Below are 17,220 nucleotides of genomic sequence, written 5' to 3'. Positions count from 1 at the left end.
GAACATCTGGGGAACAACGCATTTCCTGGCTGGATGTGAGAAGCTATGTTGGGGTTTATCGCTCTTAGCCAGGGATTTTTCGCCGCCTGCGGCCGCTCGCAATGACGATCTGAAGTCCTAGCGTCCTGCATTCTGGAAGAGGATAGCATTCCTGCACACCAACCCATACAAAAACCCGGTAGGCAGAACCCACCGGGTTTTTGATCCAAGACATTCAGTTTGTAAGGTAATTTAACGCTTGGTGTACTGCGGGGCCTTGCGCGCTCGCTTTAAGCCAGGCTTTTTGCGCTCCTTAGCACGTGGGTCTCGGGTAAGAAAGCCTTGTTGGCGTAGCGTCGGGCGCAGCTCTGGGTCCGCTGCCTGCAACGCACGCGCAATGCCATGGCACACCGCACCTGCCTGTCCAGAGACGCCTCCGCCCTCCACTTTCACGACGACATTGAATTGCCCCAGCATGTTCGTAGCGCGCAGGGGAGCGCGGATCAGAAGGCGGTCCGCTTCGCGGGAAAAGTACTGATCGGCAGGCTTCTCGTTGATAATGATGTCACCCGTGCCAGGATAGAGACGCACGCGAGCCACTGCACTCTTTCGTCTTCCGGTACCATAGTAATATTTGCTTGACATTCCACTGTGCTCCCTTAATCAGGTAATCCTCTGGTCCTCTTGGGCCTCCTGACCCAAATGGTCAGGCAGCGCCGATGGTGCATCGGCTAGTGCCCTGAGACATTTGACCAGCCAACCCGTTATAATTCCAAAAACTCAGGCTGTTGGGCTTGATGAGGATGCTGCCCACCCGCATACACCTTCAGTTTCTTTATCATCGCACGACCCAGACGGTTCTTTGGCAGCATTCCACGCACAGCATGAATGAGAACGCGGTCAGGATGCTTTTGCAACTGCTCTCGCAGGACCACGCTCTTCAGTCCGCCCAGATGACCAGAGTAGCGATAATAGTACTTCGTATCCAGTTTCCGTCCGGTAACCTGGATTTTATCCGCATTGATCACGACCACGTAATCGCCGCCATTCAGATGCGGAGTGAAGCCAGGTTTATGTTTCCCACGCAGGATGCGGGCGATTTGTGTGGCCAGACGCCCCAAGGACTTGCCCTCGGCATCAACCACATACCACCGTCGCTCGATCTCTCCTGCTTTCACGGCATACGTCTTCATTTCCCTTACATCCTCCTAACCCACCTTCAGAAACCAGGCTTTTGAAAAGCCGGTTGAATCAGTTCAATAGTTCACGCGCACTAGGCAAAGCCCATGTGCTGGCGCCGCGACTGCGGGCGTGCGGCGATGTCTCAACGAAAGGAGACGTGCAAAACCCTCGACCGACAGATCTCCTATCCCCACTAGCAGCAGATTGCCGACGATGCGCCGCATCATAGCGCGTAGGAAGGCATCGGCTTCGAGTTCCACATAGACAAAGTCGCCTTCTCGCCAGCAACGGGCGCGATAGACCGTGCGCACGCTATTCTCTCCCTTCGGCGGCCAGCCAAAGGGCAAAAAGTCATGCGTACCTACTAGGCAAGCACAGGCATGGTCCATGGCTTGCACATCCAAGGGCCTGCCAAAGTGATAGGCATAGCGCGCAGCAAGTGGCGAACGTACGGCACCATTGTAAATGGTATAGACATATTCACGACTGCGGGCATCGTAGCGGGCATGAAAACCCGGCGGAGCCTCGCGCAATGCGACAATCGCCACATCAGCAGGCAGAACAGCATTCAGCGCGCGGTGCAAATCAGCCAAAGAATGGCCCCATGAGACAGTGAAATGGATCACCTGACCTCTGGCATGGACACCGGCATCGGTACGACCCGCGCCAACAATCCTTGTCCGCTGTTGCGTGACGACAGCCAGAGCGTGCTCAATCTCACCCTGAACCGTGCGGCCACGACGCTGTATTTGAAACCCAAGGTAGTCTGTGCCATCGTATTCGACAATGGCCATAAGGTGATACGAATTGGGCGTGTGACGCTGGTCGTTGGCCCCGGTTGGGGGCTCAATGGCCTGCGCCTCGCTCATGCTCATTTCACCAATTCCAGCAAGACCAAAGGGGCGGCATCGCCCTGCCTTGGCCCCAGCTTGATCAACCGCGTGTAGCCTCCTGGCCTATCCGCATAACGCGGAGCGACCTCATCAAACAGTTTCTTCACAAGTTCTGGGTCGCTGATCGTGCGCGCGACCAACCGCCGGGCATGCAAATCCCCGCGCTTGGCCAACGTTATCATCTTCTCTGCATCACCCCGGATAGCACGCGCCCTCGCTTCCGTCGTTTGAATCCGCTCATGGCGGATCAACTCGCTGAGCAGATTTCGAAACAGCGCTCGACGCGTGCCGGTATCTCGGCTTAGATGTCGGCCTGCCACACGATGCCTCATGGTGGAGGGCCTCCTTTCAATGCAAAATAATCATCGGGTGCGGGCGAAGACTACTCATCTTCATCCTCACCCAAGTCTTCCAACAGATCGAGTTGGTCGGCAGCAGAGCCTTCCTCTTCTGCGGGCAAATAGCCCTTTTCACGCAGTTTGTCTTTCAGTTCCTTCAGGGACTTTTGCCCAAAGTTGCGAATGCTCATCAACTCGCTTGCATTATCTTTAGTTAGTTTCTCCAAAACCTCACCAACTTTGGTGATTCCTGCCCGTTTGAGGCAGTTATAAGCGCGCATGGACAGTCCCAGTGTTTCGATTGGCGTTTCGTAAATCTGGCTGGGAATGCGCACGGACGACGGTTCAGGCTCTTTCATTTCCTCGAGCGGCACTTCTCTGAAAGCCGCAATGACGTTCATGTGCCGTACTAGGATCTGTGCCGCCGTACTCAATGCCTCTGCTGGACGGATGGTTCCATCCGTCCAGATCTCGAAGATCAAGCGATCATAATCGGTCACCTGGCCCACCCTAGTACGTTCGACAGAGAAACTAGTCTTCAGAATCGGGCTGAAAATAGCGTCTACAGGGATTTGCCCGATGGGCAACTTGCCTCTTTCCTCTGCGGGAGAATAACCCCTGCCCCGCTCCACAATGAACTCGATATCCAGTTCTGAGTCGGAAGAATCGAGTGTCAAGAGGTGCAGTTCTGGGTTAATGATCTCCACATCCGGCGGTGCCTCGATATCGGCAGCAGTTAGCTCCGATTTGCCCTTTGCACTGAGCAGCATGCGCACCGGTTCTCCGGAATAGCAGCGCAGACGCAGTTTCTTTACGTTCAGAATGAGCGTCGTCATATCCTCTTTGGCGCCGGGAATGTCCGAGAACTCATGATATACGCCACTGACACGCAAAGAGGTCACCGCCGCTCCAGACAAAGAGGAAAGAAGCACTCGGCGCAAAGCATTGCCAATGGTCACGCCATAGCCCGTCTCTAGTGGGCTGATGATGAACCGACCATAGCTCTTTGTCGTTGCTTCACATTCAATTTTGGGCAAAACAAATTTTAGCAATGGCACACCCTCCAATTGAGTAACAGGCAATAGCGGGCAAAGTGGGGCGCGTAAAGCGATGCATAATAGGCAACCTCCCGCTTATGCCCCGTTCCTACCGGGAATAGTACTCCACAATCAACTGTTCCTGAATCGGTACATCTATCTGCTCCCGTGAGGGTAGCGTTAACACGCGCCCTTTCAGCTCGGCAGAATCAAGCGCAAGCCATTCTGGCGTCGTGATATGTTCCAGTGACTTGGATAAATCCTTGAAATACGGCTTCTTGCGGCTAGGTTCAGACACGGCAATGATATCGTTGGGTTTCACCAGCAAAGAAGGCACGCGAACTTTTTTGTTGTTCAGTTCAAAGTGGCCATGCAAAATCAGTTGACGTGCCTGATCCCGTGAAGTAGCAAACCCTAAGCGATACACTACATTGTCCAGGCGTCGCTCTAGCGTCTGCAACAGGTTAGCACCCGTCATTCCTTTGTGCTTGAGCGCGGCTTCAAAATACCTGCGGAACTGACGCTCCAAAATGCCATAGATACGGCGAGCTTTCTGCTTCTCCCTGAGTTGCAAACCATAGTCGGAAGCCTTACGGCGAAAGATACGCTTCCGCCCATGCATGCCTGGAACGTAGGCACGACGCTCGAAGGCGCATTTCGGAGAATAGCAACGCTCTCCTTTTAGGAAGAGTTTTTCGCCTTCTCGCCGACACAATTTGCACTTTGCCTCAATATACCTTGCCATTAACCCTCCAAAATCCCAATGACCAAATCTAGATGACCAACTGTCCGTGCATTCGTCACGCTAGATGCGACGTTTCTTCGGTGGACGGCAGCCATTATGTGGGATAGGTGTGATATCCGTGATGGAGCGCACCTTCAAGCCCACTGCTTGGATAGAACGTATTGCTGCTTCCCGTCCTGGTCCAGGTCCCTTGACATAGATGTCTACCTCCCGCACCCCCTGATCCATCGCCTTTTTGGCGGTGGTTTGCGCTGCAATCTGGGCAGCGTAGGGAGTACTGCGGCGAGAACCCTTGAATGGGGGATCAAGTGACCCGGGGCTTCCCCAGAGTATGACATTTCCATCAGGATCGGTAAATGTAATGATGGTATTGTTGAACGTCGCTTGGATATAGGCCCGAGCATGCGGCGTCACACGACGCTCGCGTCGCCGTCCAGATCGTCTTGCAGCCCGTTTTGCCTCTGGCATCTTACCTCCAACTCATTACGAATAGACACTCACTACTTCTTGGCCCGTGAACGCTTTCGCCCTGGAACCGTCTTGCGCGGGCCACGCTTGGTGCGCGCATTGGTGCGCGTGCGTTGACCACGCACAGGCAAGTTTCGGCGATGACGGATACCTCGGTAACAACCGATCTCCGTCAGGCGCTTGATGTTCATCGCCACCTCGCGTCGCAGATCGCCCTCGACTTTGAATTCCCGTTCGATATACTCCCGAATGCGGGTAATATCGCTCTCCGTTAGATCCTTGACCCGCGTATCGGGATTGACTCCCGTTGCCTGAAGGATCTGCTTGCTTCTGCTCGGGCCAATGCCATAGATATAGGTCAAGCCAACCTCGACCCTTTTGTCTCTGGGCAGGTCTACTCCCGCAATTCTCGCCACCGTCATCCTCCTCTAACAGACAATCGCCTATAGCAGCACAACCGAGCCGTTAGCCCTGACGCTGCTTGTGACGCGGATTTTCGCAAATCACGCGCACCACGCCTCGCCGCTTGATAATTTTGCATTTGGCACAACGCCTCTTAATAGATGGTTTCACTTTCATGATAATCTCCCAATCGCACCTGTAGTAAAAACTTGATACAGCATTCTACCTTATGTGATCCAGCGCTGCCAGCAATTCTGCCCGGACTCCCTGGATATCCAGCTCTCCATTGATCTCTACCAACAACCCCCGCTTGCGGTAATATTCCACAAGAGGAGCAGTTTGCTCCAGATACACTTCGATGCGCTTGCGGTGGGTCTCCTCCGTATCATCCTCGCGCTGATACAGTTCACCACCGCAAATGTCGCATTTGCCCGGCTCTCTAGGCGGGTTGTACAGGATGTGATAAGCAGCCTGACAATTGCGGCAAGTCCTCCGCCCGCTAAGACGCTTCATCAACGTCTCAACAGAGCCGTTCATATAGACGACCAAGTTCAAAGCGGTGTTCCTTTGTGCCAGCGCTTTGTCCAGCGCTTTCGCCTGACCAATGGTGCGTGGGAACCCGTCCAATATGGCTCCCTTGGCACAGTCAGGCTGGCTCAAGCGCTCCGCCACCATCGCAATAGTGATCTTATCGGGCACCAACTTGCCCTGATCGATATACTTCTGGGCTTTCTTTCCCAGCGCGGTTTCGTTCTTGATCGCCTCTCGGAAGAGATCACCGCTGGAGACATGGGGCAGTCCCAATTCCTTCTCCAGCAACTCGGCCTGCGTCCCTTTCCCCACTCCAGGAGGCCCCAATAACACTACAAACATGTGCTGTGCTTCCTTGCTACCCTTCTTACCTCTTGATGAAGCCCTCATAATGACGCATCAACAACTGCGCTTCGAGTTGTTTCATCGTATCCAAGACCACACCGACCACGATCAACAAGCCTGTGCTGGTGACCAGCATTTGCCCCGTCCCAACAAGCCCCCTAGTTAAAAACGGCAAAATGGCTACCACGCCTAGGAAGATCGCACCGACTAGAGTGATGCGCCGTAGCACACCATTCAGATAATCCGCAGTGCGTTTCCCCGGGCGAATGCCGGGGATAAAACCACCTTGTCGTTGCAGCAGTTCGGCCAGATTCTGCTGCTGAAAAACGATATCGGTATAGAAATAGGTAAAGCCTATGACCAACATAAAGTACAAGACCCAGTAGAACGCTCCCTCGGAATTGAACAACGAGGAAACGCCCTTGGCAATACGCGCTAGCCAGGCTATCTGAGAATCCACAAAGTAACTGGACACCACGCCCGGCAACAGCATGATCGAAACCGCAAAAATGAGTGGGATCATGCCGGCGGAGTTCACTTGCAATGGAATGTGCGTGCTCTGACCGCCATAGATCTTGGTCCCGCGTACCCGCTTGGCATACTGAACTGGGATGCGCCGTTGCCCCTCTTGAATGAAAATGATAACGACGATGGTCACCGCTGTGATCACCAGGAAGAAGAACAGCCCGGGCAAATTGCCCAGAATCAGTGCTCCCACCCTTTGCGGAATCTCAGCCACAATTCCGCTGAAGATGATCAAGGATATGCCGTTGCCAATGCCCTGCTCATCAATCAACTCGCCTAACCAGATGGCGAACATGGTGCCTGCCGTCAGTGTGGCCAGCGTGGCCAGGGAAGGCAGCAACGTGGCACGGGAAAATCCAAAGTTGGTCAGAGCCCCGCCTCGTTGTAGTAGGGTTGCCTGACTAAATCCCTGCAGCGCTGCCAGCGGGATGGTCAACAAGAGCATGTATTGATTCAGTTTGTTGCGGCCAGCTTCGCCTTCTTTGCTCAGTTCATCCAGCGCAGGGATCAACGGCTGCAGCAACTGCAAGATAATGGATGCTGTAATGTAAGGATAAACGCCCATGGCCATCACCGAGAAATTGGACATGGCTCCACCTGAAAACATATCCAACAGCCCTAGCAACTGGTTGGCTTCGAAAATCCGGCGCAACCCTTCCGGGTCAATGCCAGGAACAGGCACGTGCGCTGCCAGACGAAAGATCACCAGGATAACGAAAGTGAAAATTAACTTTCGCCGCAGGTCTGGTAATTTCCAAGCGTTTGATATAGCTCGCAGCATAGCTCCTCCATCACATCCTGCTGCAACGGCTCAGCCCGCCAGAGAAATGGCAAGGACAAGGCGTTGCCAGCCTACTCCAATTCCACAACTGTGCCTCCTGCCGCTTCGATCTTTTGCTTGGCACTGTCCGAGAACTTGTGCGCTGCTACGGTCAGCGCGCATTTCAATTCACCTCGCCCCAGAATTTTGACCGGTTCTTTGGCAGACTTGATAATGCCCGCCGCTGCCAGCGTCTCGGGGTCAACCTTGCTGCCCGGACCAAATTCAGCCAGGCGATCGAGGTTGACGATGCTATACTGTACTTTGAAAATGTTCGTAAAGCCGCGCTTGTGAGGGAGACGCCGCACCAATGGCAACTGGCCGCCCTCGAAGTACGGCCTGACGCCACCACCCGTGCGCGCGTTCTGCCCCTTCGTCCCGCGCCCGGCCGATTTGCCGTGCCCGGAGGCAGTGCCACGACCAACTCGTTTTTTCTTCTTATTAGCCCCCTCCGGGGGTCGCAATTCATGCAACTTCATCTCGTTCACGCTCCTAAGCAACTGTTAGGCTTCGATCTCCTCTACCTGCACCAGGTGTCGTACTTTGTCCACCATACCACGTATAACAGGCGTGTCTTCATGCTCCACTATATCGCCCAACTGCTTCAGCCCAAGGGCTCGGATCGTGCCCTTCTGCTTCTGCGAGTAGCCAATCGCACTTTTGACATAGATGACACGCAGTTTCCTGCTCACTTTCTTCTTCCTAGACATCGGACTTCCTCCATGGTGCTGTGAGGTCGCTTGCTTTCTTGCCACGCCGTTGCGCTTCGGCCTCGATGTCCTTCAGTTTCCTCAGTCCATGCCAGGTCGCATACGCGACATTAAGTGCGTTGGAACTGCCCAAGGATTTGGTCAGGATATCCTTAATGCCGGCTACTTCCAGAACCGCACGCACACTGCCACCCGCAATCACCCCCGTACCAGGCGAAGCCGGTTTGAGCAAAACCTGCGCCGCGCCAAACTTGGATACGATTTCATGTGGGATCGTGGTGCCAATCAGCGGGATTTTGACCATGTTCTTCTTGGCCCGTTCAACCCCTTTGCGGATCGCATCTGGGACTTCGCGAGCCTTACCCAGTCCAACACCTACACCGCCTTGGCCATCGCCGACCACGACAAGCGCCCGAAACCCAAAATGGCGGCCGCCCTTGATCACCTTCGCCACACGGTCTATATGAATGAGCCGTTCCTGCAACAGTTGTTCCGCTGCGGCTTCTTCCACCGCTCCGGGTTCTGTCAACTCATGCTCAAACTCGTCTGTCATCCATCCCCCTTCTTTGCCCTACCCGATTTCCAGCGTCATTTCTTCGCTGAAGCCAGCAGGCTACAAAATCCCATACTGCTGAACACAGCTAGAATTGCAACCCACCTGCTCGGGCTGCTTCGGCAAGCGCTTTGACACGCCCGTGGTATTTGTAGCCACCACGATCAAATACCACCTGCTTCACACCCTTTTCCAGGGCGCGTTTTGCCAATACCTGCCCCACCAGTTTGGCCTGCTCCGTTTTGTTCAGTTCGCCAATCTGCTGGCGAATCTCTGCATCCAGTGTGCAGGCAGAGGCAATCGTGTGGCCCTGGCTATCATCAATTACCTGAGCATAGATATGCCGCAGGCTGCGAAATACATTCAGCCGAGGTCGCTCTGGTGTACCACGCACTCGTATTCGAATTCTTTCATGTCTTTTTCTACGCGCTGCTTCCGTGTCCTTCTTATCCGTCATTCTTATCCTTAACCTCACTGAAACAGATGCATCGAGGAACAGTTATTTTGTCGATACCTTGCCCGCTTTGCCAGCCTTGCGCCGCACCTGCTCACCAAGGTAACGGATTCCCTTCCCTTTATAAGGTTCTGGGCCGCGCACGGCTCTGATCTGGGCTGCCACTTCACCAACCAACTCTTTGTCAATGCCATCCACGTGGATGATGCGGTTTCCCTGTTCCACCGTGAGGGCAATACCCTGTGGAGGCGTGTATCGGACAGGATGGGAATACCCAACCTGCAGCACTAGATCCTGTCCCTGCACTTCAGCTCGATAGCCAACGCCTACTATCTCCAATGACTTGCGAAAGCCGGTGGATACTCCCTCCACCATGTTCGCCAACAAGGCACGTGTCAAACCGTGCAAAGCCCGTACCTTCGGCTGGTCACTGGAACGGGTCACAATCAATTTACCATCCTGCAGTTCAATTCCTATGCGTGGATCAAATCCACGAGATAACTCTCCCTTAGGGCCTCGTATGGTGACCGAATGGCCATCAACCGTCACCTGGACACCCTTTGGTAGAGTTATGGGCAAACGACCGATGCGTGACACTTCTCTTCCTCCAAAGTACTACTCACCAGTAATGCGATTCTGCTCTGTGGCCCGTCCTGTCTGCATCCCCACAGCCTACCAGACGTAACAAATCACTTCGCCACCGAGCCCTAGCCGATGCGCTCTTTTGCCGGTCATGACTCCGCGCGGCGTAGAGAGCACGGCAATACCCATGCCACTCAGCACCAGCGGAATGTCATCGCGCTTGGTATATACGCGACGACCTGGCTTGCTGATGCGTCGCATACCCGTCAATACAGGCTCGTTATCCTTGGTATATTTGAGTTGGATGCGCAACATGGGTTGAGGGCGGTCCTTGGTCAAATCATAATGGTCAATGTAGCCCTCCGCCTTCAATACACGTGCGATCTCCACCTTCAATTTCGAGGACGGGACCACGACATAGCGCTTGCGCACGGCTATGGCATTGTTGATCCGCGTCAACATATCGGAAATCGGATCGGTTACGGTCATCAACACTCTCCTACCCAAACTGGAATCAGGCGATTAAATATTACCAACTAGATTTGGTGATGCCAGGTATCAGGCCACTGGCCGCCATCTCGCGGAAGCAAATCCGACACAGCCCAAACCTGCGCATATAGCCATGAGGGCGTCCACACTTCCGACAACGATTGCGGACACGCGTTGGATACTTACGTCTGGTTTCTCGTGCGATCATGGACTTTTTAGCCAATTTCGTTCTCCCTCACTATGCTCACTATTTCCACGCGATTCAACTTTTTCTAAAGGGCATGCCCAACAAGCGCAACAATTGGCGTGCCTCATCATCGGTCTTGGCCGTGGTCACGATGGTAATCTCCATGCCGCGGACCTTGTCAATCGAATCATAGTGGATTTCCGGCCAGACCAACTGTTCACGTAGCCCAAGGGTATAGCTTCCCCGGCCGTCGAACGAATCCGGAGAGACGCCACGAAAATCGCGCACTCGTGGTAGGGCAATGTTGAACAGGCGATCCAGAAAATCGTACATCCGCTTTCCACGCAGCGTGACCTTGACACCTATGGGATTGCCCGCCCGCAACCTGAAAGTAGCAATGGATTTTTTGGCTCGGGTGATGATGGGTTTCTGCCCCGTGATAGTCGCGATGTCCTTTGCTGCGGCATCGAGAGCCTTGGCGTTTTGCAGAGCCTCGCCCAAGCCGACATTCACCACGACTTTGACCAAGCGTGGCACCTGCATCACGTTCTGGTAGCCAAATTCTTTCTGCATGGCTGGAATCACTTCGTTTAGATAACGCTCTTTCAATCTCGGCATTTCTGGCATTCGCTTGCTCTCCTCACAAGCCGATTAATCAATGGTCTGGTGACAACGCTTGCAGACACGAACTTTGCCACCGGTCTCCAGCACCTGATAGCCCACTCGCGTTGCTTTCTGGCAGTGCGGGCACACCAGCGCCACATTCGAAATATGGATCGGAGCCTCGCGCTCGATGATCCCCACTTGCGTGCGCACATCACCGGTGCGTCGCTGGTGTTTTTTCACCAGATTGATACCGGAGACTAACACGCGCGTGCGATTGGGATCCATCCCGGCGCGCCGCTGACCCTTTTGGGCCCGGCGGCGCAGCACTTCGCGCCCCGGAATGACGCGGCGTACCGTTCCCCGCAAGCCTTTGTCATCCCCAGCAATTACTTCAACTGTATCACCTTTGCGAATCTTCATCTTCTACTTACCTCACAAAGTCAGGCAACGCATCCCACTGTTGGCTCGTCCGCTATAGGACTTCGGGTGAAAGGGAAACAATCTTCATAAACCCCTTTTCGCGCAACTCACGAGCGACAGGGCCGAAGATGCGCGTCCCTCTGGGATTGCGTTCTTTATCGAGAATCACAGCCGCATTCTCATCAAAGCGGATATAAGAGCCATCCGGGCGACCATATTCCTTGGCAGTGCGCACGACCACCGCATAGACCACTTCGCCCTTTTTGACCACACTATCAGGTGTGGCTGCCTTAACGGAAGCCACAATGATGTCGCCCACCTGTGCATAGCGCTTGCGGGTGCCCCCAAGCACTTTGATACACATGATTTCCCGTGCGCCGGTGTTATCGGCAACTTTCAACCTGGTAAATGTCTGAATCATTGCGCCCGCTCCAATATTTCCACCACAACCCAGTGCTTTTCCCTGCTCAGCGGTCTGCTCTCTTCAATGCGCACGAGATCACCGCTATGGCTGGCGTTGTTCTCATCATGTGCTTTGTAACGTTTTACTTGCCTGAGCGTTTTCCCATACAAGCGGTGACGCTTGAGCGTCTCCACGGCGACAACGACTGTTTTATCCATTTTATCGCTCACCACACGCCCAATCATGCTTTTCCGTTGCCTTTTCATCTAGGCTATCCCTCCTGTTCCGCTTGCAGTTGGCGCTCGCGCATAATAGTTCGGATACGTGCAATATCCCGCCGCACGATGCGAATGCGGCTGGTGTTCTCAATCTGTTTCGTTGCGTGACGGAAGCGCAAGTTGAACAGTTCTTGATACGCCTCGCGCAGCTTTTGGTTCAGCTCGGCATCCGTCAGCGTCCGCAAATCCTTGGCAGAGATCACGATGACTCACCTCCCGTAGCCAGGTCCTCCCGGCTGACAAATTGCGTCCGAATGGGAAGTTTGTTCGCAGCCAAGCGAAAGGCCTCTCGCGCAACCTCTTCCCGCACACCAGCAATTTCGAACAGGATGCGGCCAGGTTTGACCACCGCCACCCAATGGGACAAAGCGCCCTTGCCACCGCCCATGCGGGTCTCTGCCGGCTTGGCAGTCACCGGTTTGTCCGGGAAAACGCGTATCCACAACTTGCCACCACGACGGACGAAGCGCACAATAGCCCGCCGTGCTGCTTCGAGTTGGCGGCTGGTAATCCAATGTGGCTCCAAAGCCTGCAAACCGTATTCACCAAAGGCTACGGTATTCCCCCTTGTTGCGCGGCCCTTCATCCGGCCTCGTTGAGCTTTGCGATATTTCACCCTCTTGGGCATCAACATAGTGCAATCTCCTGAACTAAAATGACTGCCTGGTGTAAGCCTTTAGGCCTCAGCGACAAATGCTGGTACCTCTACTTTTTCCTTGCCTTCGGGCAGTAGGTCTCCACGGTACACCCAAACCTTAACCCCAATGCGTCCCAGCACAGTCAAGGCTTCGCGGCAAGCATAATCAATATCCGCACGCAGTGTCTGCAGCGGCACACGACCCTCGCGCACCCATTCGCTGCGCGCCATTTCCGCGCCGGCCAACCGCCCAGAGCAGAGGATCTTAATGCCCTTGGCGCCCGCTCTCATCGCACGCATGACGGCCTGTTTCATCGCCCGCTTATGCGAAACGCGTTTTTCCAACTGCTCGACAATGCTATCCGCTATCAATGCTGCTTCTAGCTCTGGGTGCTCGATTTCCGAAACCTCCACCCAGGCCTTTTTCTTCGTCAATTCCTCCAATTGGTCGCGCAAGATGCCCACATTTCTACCTTTGTGCCCGATGACGACGCCTGGCTTGGCAGAGTGAATAGTGATGCGGATCTGTTTGGGATAGCGCTCGATCTCGATCTTCGAGATAGCGGCTTGCTGTCCCAGGGTTTCGTGGATCATGCGCCGAATGGCTAGATCCTCGTGCAACAAATCCACATAGTTTTTGCCTTCTGCATACCAGCGTGCGTACCATTCTTTGTTGTAACCAAGCCTAAAGCCTAACGGGTGTACCTTTCGCCCCACTAATGCCTCCTTGATCCCATTCGCTCTTACCAGACATTACTCCGAGCCCTGTCCCAGACCACCTAGGACGACGGTAATGTGCGTGCTCCGTTTCAAGATCGGTTTGAACCGGCCTCGCGCGCCAAAGCGACCTCTTTTGTAAGTAGGCCCCTCGTCCGCATAGATCTCCGCAATGTACAATTCTTGCGGCGAAAGGCCAAACTTGTCCTCAGCATTGGCCGCTGCCGATTGGATCGCCTTCGCCACAGGGCGCGCGGCTGCCTTGGTGGAGTACTTCAACAGGGTCAATGCCTCAGCTACCTGCTTGCCACGCACCAAGTCCACTACTAGTTTCACTTTTCGCGGCGACATACGGATATACTTCGCCACAGCTCTCACTTGAAGATCCATCCACAACTCTCCCCAAACAATGCTTGCCACAATGGAGCAATGCCCAGAGCAACCGTGCCGTCTCTTGCCTTATGCTCTGACTTTTTTCTCCTTAGTGGTGTGCCCGCGGAAATAGCGCGTGGGAGCAAACTCCCCCAGTTTATGCCCAACCATGTTCTCCGTAATGTAGATAGGCACATGCCGCCTTCCATCGTGCACGGCAATGGTATGCCCAACCATCTGCGGAAAGATGGTCGAAGCACGCGACCACGTTTTGATAACGCGCTTCTCTCCAGAGCGGTTCATGGCTTCGATCTTCCGCAAAAGCTTCTGATCTACATAAGGTCCTTTTTTGAGTGATCTGGACATGTCTCAGACTCCTCACCTCACACATGAATAATCTGCCACAGCGGCATGACTTTACTGGCGTTTCTTCTTCTGCCGGTGGCGGATGATCATCTTATCCGTTTGTTTGCGGCGGCGGGTTTTCGCGCCCAAGGTCGGCTTGCCCCATGGACTCTTGGGCGAAGGCATGCCAATAGGCGCCTTCCCTTCCCCTCCACCATGAGGGTGGTCACGGGGCGTCATCGCCGAACCCCGCACGGATGGACGAATGCCCAACCAACGGGAACGACCAGCCTTCCCCAGTTTGATATTGCCATGATCTGTATTGCCAACCTGGCCAATTGTGGCCATACAACGGATGGAAATCAGCCGCACCTCACCAGAAGGCATGCGCACTTGAGCATAGTCGCCTTCCTTTGCCAGTAACTGCGCGGATGCACCAGCAGCACGCACCAACTGTCCACCCCGACCGGGTTGTAGTTCAATGTTATGGATCAACGTGCCCAGCGGGATGCGCTCAATGGGCATGGCATTGCCTGGCCGAATTTCGGCAGATGGCCCAGACATCAACACATCGCCCACTTTCACCTCCAGCGGAGCGATGATATAACGCTTCTCGCCATCTGCATACGTGAGCAATGCAATGCGCGCGGAACGGTTCGGGTCATATTGAATGGATTCCACCCGCGCCGGTATGTTGATCTTGTCGCGCTTGAAATCAATAATACGGTACATACGCTTATGTCCGCCGCCTTGGTGACGAACGGTAACAACGCCACGCACATTGCGTCCTGCTTTTTTGCGCAGCGGAACAAGCAACGACTCCTCTGGTTCCGTAGAAGTAATCTCTTCAAAAAGATAGCCGGTCATCCCCCGGCGACCGGGCGAAGTGGGTTTATACGTCTTTATTGCCATGATACGCCATTCCTCAAAACTCGTCTGTACCTCAAGACAGCGCTCCTACCACAACCAACTACACGCCTTCGAAGAATTGGATGGTCTGACCCGGAGCCAGGGTCACGATCGCCTTCTTCCAATCCTTCGTGCGTCCGATAATCCTACCCCAGCGACGTTGTTTGCCGCGGATGTTGATGACATTCACGTCCAGGACCTGCACGTTAAAGATCTGCTCCACCGCTTCCTTGATTTGCTGCTTGTTCGCCCGAGCATCCACTTCAAAGGTGTAGCGATGGTGATACTCCGATTGTTTGCCCGATTTCTCTGTCACAATGGGACGCTTGAGCACTTCATAAATGTCCATCTTGGCTCCAACTCTCCTTATCGCTTCTGCCCGTATCAGCCCAGATGCTGCTCGATGAGCTTGAGGGCCTTTACTGGCAGGATCAACGTATCGTACTTCAGGATATCCATCACGTTGAGACAGCCAGCATGCAAAGTCTTCACATCAGGGATGTTGCGGGCAGATTTTTCCACGTTCTCGTCTCGTTCCGGCAGCAGAATCAATGCGCTGGATTCAACTTGCAGATTGTCCAGAAGGGCCAGCATGTCTTTGGTGCTGGGTGCCTCCATGGCCAACTCATCCAGCAAGACAATGTTGTTCTCCGCTGCCTTGACCGAGAGAGCCGATTTCAAGGCCAAGCGGCGCATTTTGCGCGGCATACGCATGCGATAGGAACGTGGATGTGGGCCAAAAACCACCCCACCACCCTTCCAATGGGGGGCACGGATGCTGCCCTGTCTGGCGCGACCCGTATGCTTTTGCCGCCATGGCTTCCTGCCACCGCCGCTGACCTCTCCCCTGGTCTTGGTATCCGCAGTGCCCAAACGTGCATTGGCCAGTTGCCGCAGCACTGCTTGGTGCATAACCGCTTCATGCGGCTCTAGACCAAAAATATCATCCCGTAATTCAATTTGACTGACCGTTTCACCGGCCATATTGCGCACACTGACTTGCATTTCGTGTCTCCTCAAAGACGGATGCATGGTCAAATTGCCATGGCCTATTGCTTGATAGCCTTTCGGATGAACAACAGACCTTTTGGTGCACCCGGTACTCCTCCTTCAACCGCCAACACGTTGCGCTCCGGGTCAACCATCACCACACGGAGATTCTGCACCGTAACCCGCGCATTGCCCATGTGCCCAGCCATACGCCGGCCTTTTTCCACCCATCCGGGCGTATTGCTGGCACCAATGGCCCCAGGGTGACGCTGTCGGTCCGATTGTCCTCGAGTTGCAGGCCCACCCTTGAATCCATGGCGTTTCATCACGCCGGCAAAGCCTCGGCCCTTCGAGATGCCAATCACGTCCACCCGCTCGCCCACTTTGAACAAGCTGACATCCAGCACCTGACCAACCTTATACCGAGCGATGTCATCTGTGCGCAATTCGCGCAAGTGCCGCAAGGGCGGCAGGTTCTTTAGGTGGCCACGGCTTGGCTCGTTCAAGCCCTTGGCTGTGCCAAACCCTAACTGAATGGCATTGTAGCCATCTTTTTCCACAGTTTTGATTTGCGTCACATAGCAAGGTCCGGCCTCAATCACGGTCACGGGCACGACCTCGCCACGCTCATCAAAAATGCGGCTCATGCCGATTTTCCGTCCCAATAATCCTTCTCTTGTTGCCATGTTCACTCCAGAAATACGAAACTCGGTCTACCGTCTCGAACCATACCAATGCTAAGGCACTTTACGCACATGCCATCACTTGCAATCCAGGTCATTTCTCATAGATCCGAGATCTGTCTACAGCTAAATCAGGCTTTCGGCTAGATCTTGATCTCGATGTCCACACCAGCCGGCAGATTGAGCTTCATCAAAGTCTCAATGGTCTTGGTATTCGGCTCAAGCACATCAATCAGACGCCGATGGGTTCGAATCTCAAATTGCTCGCGCGAGTCTTTGTCAATGAAAGTCGAACGCATCACGCAGAACTTTTCGATTTTGGTCGGCAAGGGCACCGGGCCGATTACTGCAGCCCCCGTCTGCTCTGCCGTCTCCACAATACGCCGCGCTGATTGATCCAAAAGCCGATGATCGTATGCTTTGAGCTTGATCCTGATTCGCTGTCGCTTGGCCATAAAACCTCCGTGAGTGACGAGTAATGAGCGACGAGTGGTCCTCACTCCTCACTCATTACCCATCACTTCCTACCCCAGAATCTTGGTGACCACACCAGCACCAACGGTGCGCCCACCCTCGCGGATGGCAAAGTGTGATCCCGCTTCCAATGCCACAGGCACGAT

Annotated in this window: 33 protein-coding genes; all 33 read right to left on the bottom strand. The window is 54.3% G+C overall.

Features of this window, described 5'->3' with window-relative positions; all coding sequences use genetic code 11:
* Window positions 1-231: 231 nt before the first annotated feature.
* Entirely contained in the window at window positions 232-624 is a 393-nt protein-coding gene (gene rpsI, locus H5T67_10080) for a 30S ribosomal protein S9 (GenBank protein ID MBC7245662.1), read from the bottom strand.
* A 119-nt stretch (window positions 625-743) separates the two neighbouring features.
* Window positions 744-1,172, bottom strand: coding sequence for a 50S ribosomal protein L13 (gene rplM / locus H5T67_10075; protein ID MBC7245661.1), 429 nt, complete (start codon window positions 1,170-1,172; stop codon window positions 744-746).
* A gap of 63 nt (window positions 1,173-1,235) precedes the next feature.
* The gene (truA, locus tag H5T67_10070; protein ID MBC7245660.1) at window positions 1,236-2,036 is read right to left on the bottom strand and encodes a tRNA pseudouridine(38-40) synthase TruA; all 801 of its coding nucleotides are present in this window, start codon (window positions 2,034-2,036) and stop codon (window positions 1,236-1,238) included.
* Complete coding sequence (gene rplQ, locus H5T67_10065; protein ID MBC7245659.1) at window positions 2,033-2,374, bottom strand: 50S ribosomal protein L17; 342 nt, start codon at window positions 2,372-2,374, stop codon at window positions 2,033-2,035. The genes truA and rplQ overlap by 4 nt, the downstream gene beginning before the upstream one ends.
* Window positions 2,375-2,436: 62 nt before the next feature.
* Window positions 2,437-3,444, bottom strand: a complete 1,008-nt coding sequence (locus tag H5T67_10060) for a DNA-directed RNA polymerase subunit alpha (protein ID MBC7245658.1) — start codon at window positions 3,442-3,444, stop codon at window positions 2,437-2,439.
* Window positions 3,445-3,538: 94 nt separating this feature from the next.
* A complete protein-coding gene (gene rpsD, locus H5T67_10055; protein ID MBC7245657.1) occupies window positions 3,539-4,174 on the bottom strand; it encodes a 30S ribosomal protein S4 in 636 nt (211 codons plus the stop codon).
* Between the two features lie 60 nt (window positions 4,175-4,234).
* Window positions 4,235-4,642 (bottom strand): 30S ribosomal protein S11, encoded by a 408-nt coding sequence (gene rpsK, locus H5T67_10050; protein ID MBC7245656.1) that lies wholly within the window; start codon window positions 4,640-4,642, stop codon window positions 4,235-4,237.
* Window positions 4,643-4,674: 32 nt separating this feature from the next.
* Window positions 4,675-5,058, bottom strand: a complete 384-nt coding sequence (rpsM, locus tag H5T67_10045) for a 30S ribosomal protein S13 (protein MBC7245655.1) — start codon at window positions 5,056-5,058, stop codon at window positions 4,675-4,677.
* Between the two features lie 49 nt (window positions 5,059-5,107).
* Window positions 5,108-5,221: a 50S ribosomal protein L36 gene (gene rpmJ / locus H5T67_10040; protein MBC7245654.1), complete on the bottom strand. Its 114-nt coding sequence runs from the start codon at window positions 5,219-5,221 to the stop codon at window positions 5,108-5,110.
* Window positions 5,222-5,266: 45 nt separating this feature from the next.
* Window positions 5,267-5,917 (bottom strand): adenylate kinase, encoded by a 651-nt coding sequence (locus H5T67_10035; protein MBC7245653.1) that lies wholly within the window; start codon window positions 5,915-5,917, stop codon window positions 5,267-5,269.
* 25 nt (window positions 5,918-5,942) lie between these two features.
* A complete protein-coding gene (gene secY / locus H5T67_10030; protein ID MBC7245652.1) occupies window positions 5,943-7,226 on the bottom strand; it encodes a preprotein translocase subunit SecY in 1,284 nt (427 codons plus the stop codon).
* A 71-nt stretch (window positions 7,227-7,297) separates the two neighbouring features.
* A complete protein-coding gene (gene rplO, locus H5T67_10025) occupies window positions 7,298-7,744 on the bottom strand; it encodes a 50S ribosomal protein L15 (protein MBC7245651.1) in 447 nt (148 codons plus the stop codon).
* Between the two features lie 24 nt (window positions 7,745-7,768).
* Window positions 7,769-7,975: a 50S ribosomal protein L30 gene (gene rpmD / locus H5T67_10020; GenBank protein ID MBC7245650.1), complete on the bottom strand. Its 207-nt coding sequence runs from the start codon at window positions 7,973-7,975 to the stop codon at window positions 7,769-7,771.
* Complete coding sequence (gene rpsE, locus H5T67_10015; protein MBC7245649.1) at window positions 7,968-8,528, bottom strand: 30S ribosomal protein S5; 561 nt, start codon at window positions 8,526-8,528, stop codon at window positions 7,968-7,970. The genes rpmD and rpsE overlap by 8 nt, the downstream gene beginning before the upstream one ends.
* A gap of 88 nt (window positions 8,529-8,616) precedes the next feature.
* Window positions 8,617-8,985 (bottom strand): 50S ribosomal protein L18, encoded by a 369-nt coding sequence (locus H5T67_10010; protein ID MBC7245648.1) that lies wholly within the window; start codon window positions 8,983-8,985, stop codon window positions 8,617-8,619.
* Window positions 8,986-9,027: 42 nt separating this feature from the next.
* Window positions 9,028-9,579 carry a 50S ribosomal protein L6 gene (rplF, locus tag H5T67_10005; GenBank protein ID MBC7245647.1) on the bottom strand — a complete coding sequence of 184 codons (552 nt, stop codon included), beginning with the start codon at window positions 9,577-9,579 and terminating at the stop codon, window positions 9,028-9,030.
* 75 nt (window positions 9,580-9,654) lie between these two features.
* Window positions 9,655-10,053 (bottom strand): 30S ribosomal protein S8, encoded by a 399-nt coding sequence (rpsH, locus tag H5T67_10000; GenBank protein ID MBC7245646.1) that lies wholly within the window; start codon window positions 10,051-10,053, stop codon window positions 9,655-9,657.
* 40 nt (window positions 10,054-10,093) lie between these two features.
* Complete coding sequence (locus tag H5T67_09995; protein MBC7245645.1) at window positions 10,094-10,276, bottom strand: type Z 30S ribosomal protein S14; 183 nt, start codon at window positions 10,274-10,276, stop codon at window positions 10,094-10,096.
* Window positions 10,277-10,315: 39 nt separating this feature from the next.
* On the bottom strand, window positions 10,316-10,858 hold the full coding sequence (gene rplE, locus H5T67_09990) for a 50S ribosomal protein L5 (GenBank protein ID MBC7245644.1): 543 nt from the start codon (window positions 10,856-10,858) through the stop codon (window positions 10,316-10,318).
* Between the two features lie 33 nt (window positions 10,859-10,891).
* Window positions 10,892-11,266 carry a 50S ribosomal protein L24 gene (gene rplX / locus H5T67_09985; GenBank protein ID MBC7245643.1) on the bottom strand — a complete coding sequence of 125 codons (375 nt, stop codon included), beginning with the start codon at window positions 11,264-11,266 and terminating at the stop codon, window positions 10,892-10,894.
* Window positions 11,267-11,318: 52 nt separating this feature from the next.
* Entirely contained in the window at window positions 11,319-11,687 is a 369-nt protein-coding gene (gene rplN / locus H5T67_09980) for a 50S ribosomal protein L14 (protein ID MBC7245642.1), read from the bottom strand.
* Window positions 11,684-11,935, bottom strand: a complete 252-nt coding sequence (gene rpsQ / locus H5T67_09975; protein MBC7245641.1) for a 30S ribosomal protein S17 — start codon at window positions 11,933-11,935, stop codon at window positions 11,684-11,686. The genes rplN and rpsQ overlap by 4 nt, the downstream gene beginning before the upstream one ends.
* Before the next feature lie 5 nt (window positions 11,936-11,940).
* Window positions 11,941-12,147 (bottom strand): 50S ribosomal protein L29, encoded by a 207-nt coding sequence (gene rpmC, locus H5T67_09970; protein MBC7245640.1) that lies wholly within the window; start codon window positions 12,145-12,147, stop codon window positions 11,941-11,943.
* Window positions 12,147-12,581, bottom strand: a complete 435-nt coding sequence (rplP, locus tag H5T67_09965; protein ID MBC7245639.1) for a 50S ribosomal protein L16 — start codon at window positions 12,579-12,581, stop codon at window positions 12,147-12,149. Before rplP ends, rpmC begins: the two co-directional genes overlap by 1 nt.
* A gap of 42 nt (window positions 12,582-12,623) precedes the next feature.
* Complete coding sequence (rpsC, locus tag H5T67_09960) at window positions 12,624-13,301, bottom strand: 30S ribosomal protein S3 (protein ID MBC7245638.1); 678 nt, start codon at window positions 13,299-13,301, stop codon at window positions 12,624-12,626.
* A 36-nt stretch (window positions 13,302-13,337) separates the two neighbouring features.
* Window positions 13,338-13,691, bottom strand: a complete 354-nt coding sequence (gene rplV / locus H5T67_09955) for a 50S ribosomal protein L22 (GenBank protein ID MBC7245637.1) — start codon at window positions 13,689-13,691, stop codon at window positions 13,338-13,340.
* A 69-nt stretch (window positions 13,692-13,760) separates the two neighbouring features.
* Window positions 13,761-14,039, bottom strand: a complete 279-nt coding sequence (gene rpsS, locus H5T67_09950; GenBank protein MBC7245636.1) for a 30S ribosomal protein S19 — start codon at window positions 14,037-14,039, stop codon at window positions 13,761-13,763.
* Window positions 14,040-14,090: 51 nt separating this feature from the next.
* Entirely contained in the window at window positions 14,091-14,930 is an 840-nt protein-coding gene (gene rplB, locus H5T67_09945; protein ID MBC7245635.1) for a 50S ribosomal protein L2, read from the bottom strand.
* Between the two features lie 58 nt (window positions 14,931-14,988).
* Entirely contained in the window at window positions 14,989-15,276 is a 288-nt protein-coding gene (rplW, locus tag H5T67_09940) for a 50S ribosomal protein L23 (GenBank protein ID MBC7245634.1), read from the bottom strand.
* Window positions 15,277-15,311: 35 nt separating this feature from the next.
* The gene (gene rplD / locus H5T67_09935; protein ID MBC7245633.1) at window positions 15,312-15,932 is read right to left on the bottom strand and encodes a 50S ribosomal protein L4; all 621 of its coding nucleotides are present in this window, start codon (window positions 15,930-15,932) and stop codon (window positions 15,312-15,314) included.
* Window positions 15,933-15,976: 44 nt separating this feature from the next.
* Window positions 15,977-16,603: a 50S ribosomal protein L3 gene (rplC, locus tag H5T67_09930; GenBank protein ID MBC7245632.1), complete on the bottom strand. Its 627-nt coding sequence runs from the start codon at window positions 16,601-16,603 to the stop codon at window positions 15,977-15,979.
* A gap of 140 nt (window positions 16,604-16,743) precedes the next feature.
* Window positions 16,744-17,055 (bottom strand): 30S ribosomal protein S10, encoded by a 312-nt coding sequence (gene rpsJ, locus H5T67_09925; protein MBC7245631.1) that lies wholly within the window; start codon window positions 17,053-17,055, stop codon window positions 16,744-16,746.
* A 69-nt stretch (window positions 17,056-17,124) separates the two neighbouring features.
* A partial coding sequence (locus H5T67_09920; protein ID MBC7245630.1) for a hypothetical protein occupies window positions 17,125-17,220 on the bottom strand: 96 nt, incomplete at its 5' end.

The sequence above is a fragment of the Chloroflexota bacterium genome, from assembly GCA_014360905.1.
GTDB lineage: Bacteria > Chloroflexota > Anaerolineae > UBA2200 > UBA2200 > JACIWX01.
This window is presented reverse-complemented; position numbering and strand designations above follow the sequence as displayed.

What these genes read in the sequence shown, in the direction of transcription:
- rpsI (MBC7245662.1), bottom strand. Translation starts at nt 624, where the DNA reads ATGTCAAGCAAATATTACTATGGTACCGGAAGACGAAAGAGTGCAGTG.
- rplM (MBC7245661.1), bottom strand. Translation starts at nt 1,172, where the DNA reads ATGAAGACGTATGCCGTGAAAGCAGGAGAGATCGAGCGACGGTGGTAT.
- truA (MBC7245660.1), bottom strand. Translation starts at nt 2,036, where the DNA reads ATGAGCATGAGCGAGGCGCAGGCCATTGAGCCCCCAACCGGGGCCAAC.
- rpsD (MBC7245657.1), bottom strand. Translation starts at nt 4,174, where the DNA reads ATGGCAAGGTATATTGAGGCAAAGTGCAAATTGTGTCGGCGAGAAGGC.
- rpsK (MBC7245656.1), bottom strand. Translation starts at nt 4,642, where the DNA reads ATGCCAGAGGCAAAACGGGCTGCAAGACGATCTGGACGGCGACGCGAG.
- rpmJ (MBC7245654.1), bottom strand. Translation starts at nt 5,221, where the DNA reads ATGAAAGTGAAACCATCTATTAAGAGGCGTTGTGCCAAATGCAAAATT.
- H5T67_10035 (MBC7245653.1), bottom strand. Translation starts at nt 5,917, where the DNA reads ATGTTTGTAGTGTTATTGGGGCCTCCTGGAGTGGGGAAAGGGACGCAG.
- secY (MBC7245652.1), bottom strand. Translation starts at nt 7,226, where the DNA reads ATGCTGCGAGCTATATCAAACGCTTGGAAATTACCAGACCTGCGGCGA.
- rplO (MBC7245651.1), bottom strand. Translation starts at nt 7,744, where the DNA reads ATGAAGTTGCATGAATTGCGACCCCCGGAGGGGGCTAATAAGAAGAAA.
- rpmD (MBC7245650.1), bottom strand. Translation starts at nt 7,975, where the DNA reads ATGTCTAGGAAGAAGAAAGTGAGCAGGAAACTGCGTGTCATCTATGTC.
- rpsE (MBC7245649.1), bottom strand. Translation starts at nt 8,528, where the DNA reads ATGACAGACGAGTTTGAGCATGAGTTGACAGAACCCGGAGCGGTGGAA.
- H5T67_10010 (MBC7245648.1), bottom strand. Translation starts at nt 8,985, where the DNA reads ATGACGGATAAGAAGGACACGGAAGCAGCGCGTAGAAAAAGACATGAA.
- rpsH (MBC7245646.1), bottom strand. Translation starts at nt 10,053, where the DNA reads ATGACCGTAACCGATCCGATTTCCGATATGTTGACGCGGATCAACAAT.
- rplE (MBC7245644.1), bottom strand. Translation starts at nt 10,858, where the DNA reads ATGCCGAGATTGAAAGAGCGTTATCTAAACGAAGTGATTCCAGCCATG.
- rplX (MBC7245643.1), bottom strand. Translation starts at nt 11,266, where the DNA reads ATGAAGATTCGCAAAGGTGATACAGTTGAAGTAATTGCTGGGGATGAC.
- rplN (MBC7245642.1), bottom strand. Translation starts at nt 11,687, where the DNA reads ATGATTCAGACATTTACCAGGTTGAAAGTTGCCGATAACACCGGCGCA.
- rpsQ (MBC7245641.1), bottom strand. Translation starts at nt 11,935, where the DNA reads ATGAAAAGGCAACGGAAAAGCATGATTGGGCGTGTGGTGAGCGATAAA.
- rplP (MBC7245639.1), bottom strand. Translation starts at nt 12,581, where the DNA reads ATGTTGATGCCCAAGAGGGTGAAATATCGCAAAGCTCAACGAGGCCGG.
- rplV (MBC7245637.1), bottom strand. Translation starts at nt 13,691, where the DNA reads ATGGATCTTCAAGTGAGAGCTGTGGCGAAGTATATCCGTATGTCGCCG.
- rpsS (MBC7245636.1), bottom strand. Translation starts at nt 14,039, where the DNA reads ATGTCCAGATCACTCAAAAAAGGACCTTATGTAGATCAGAAGCTTTTG.
- rplB (MBC7245635.1), bottom strand. Translation starts at nt 14,930, where the DNA reads ATGGCAATAAAGACGTATAAACCCACTTCGCCCGGTCGCCGGGGGATG.
- rplW (MBC7245634.1), bottom strand. Translation starts at nt 15,276, where the DNA reads ATGGACATTTATGAAGTGCTCAAGCGTCCCATTGTGACAGAGAAATCG.
- rplD (MBC7245633.1), bottom strand. Translation starts at nt 15,932, where the DNA reads ATGCAAGTCAGTGTGCGCAATATGGCCGGTGAAACGGTCAGTCAAATT.
- rplC (MBC7245632.1), bottom strand. Translation starts at nt 16,603, where the DNA reads ATGGCAACAAGAGAAGGATTATTGGGACGGAAAATCGGCATGAGCCGC.
- rpsJ (MBC7245631.1), bottom strand. Translation starts at nt 17,055, where the DNA reads ATGGCCAAGCGACAGCGAATCAGGATCAAGCTCAAAGCATACGATCAT.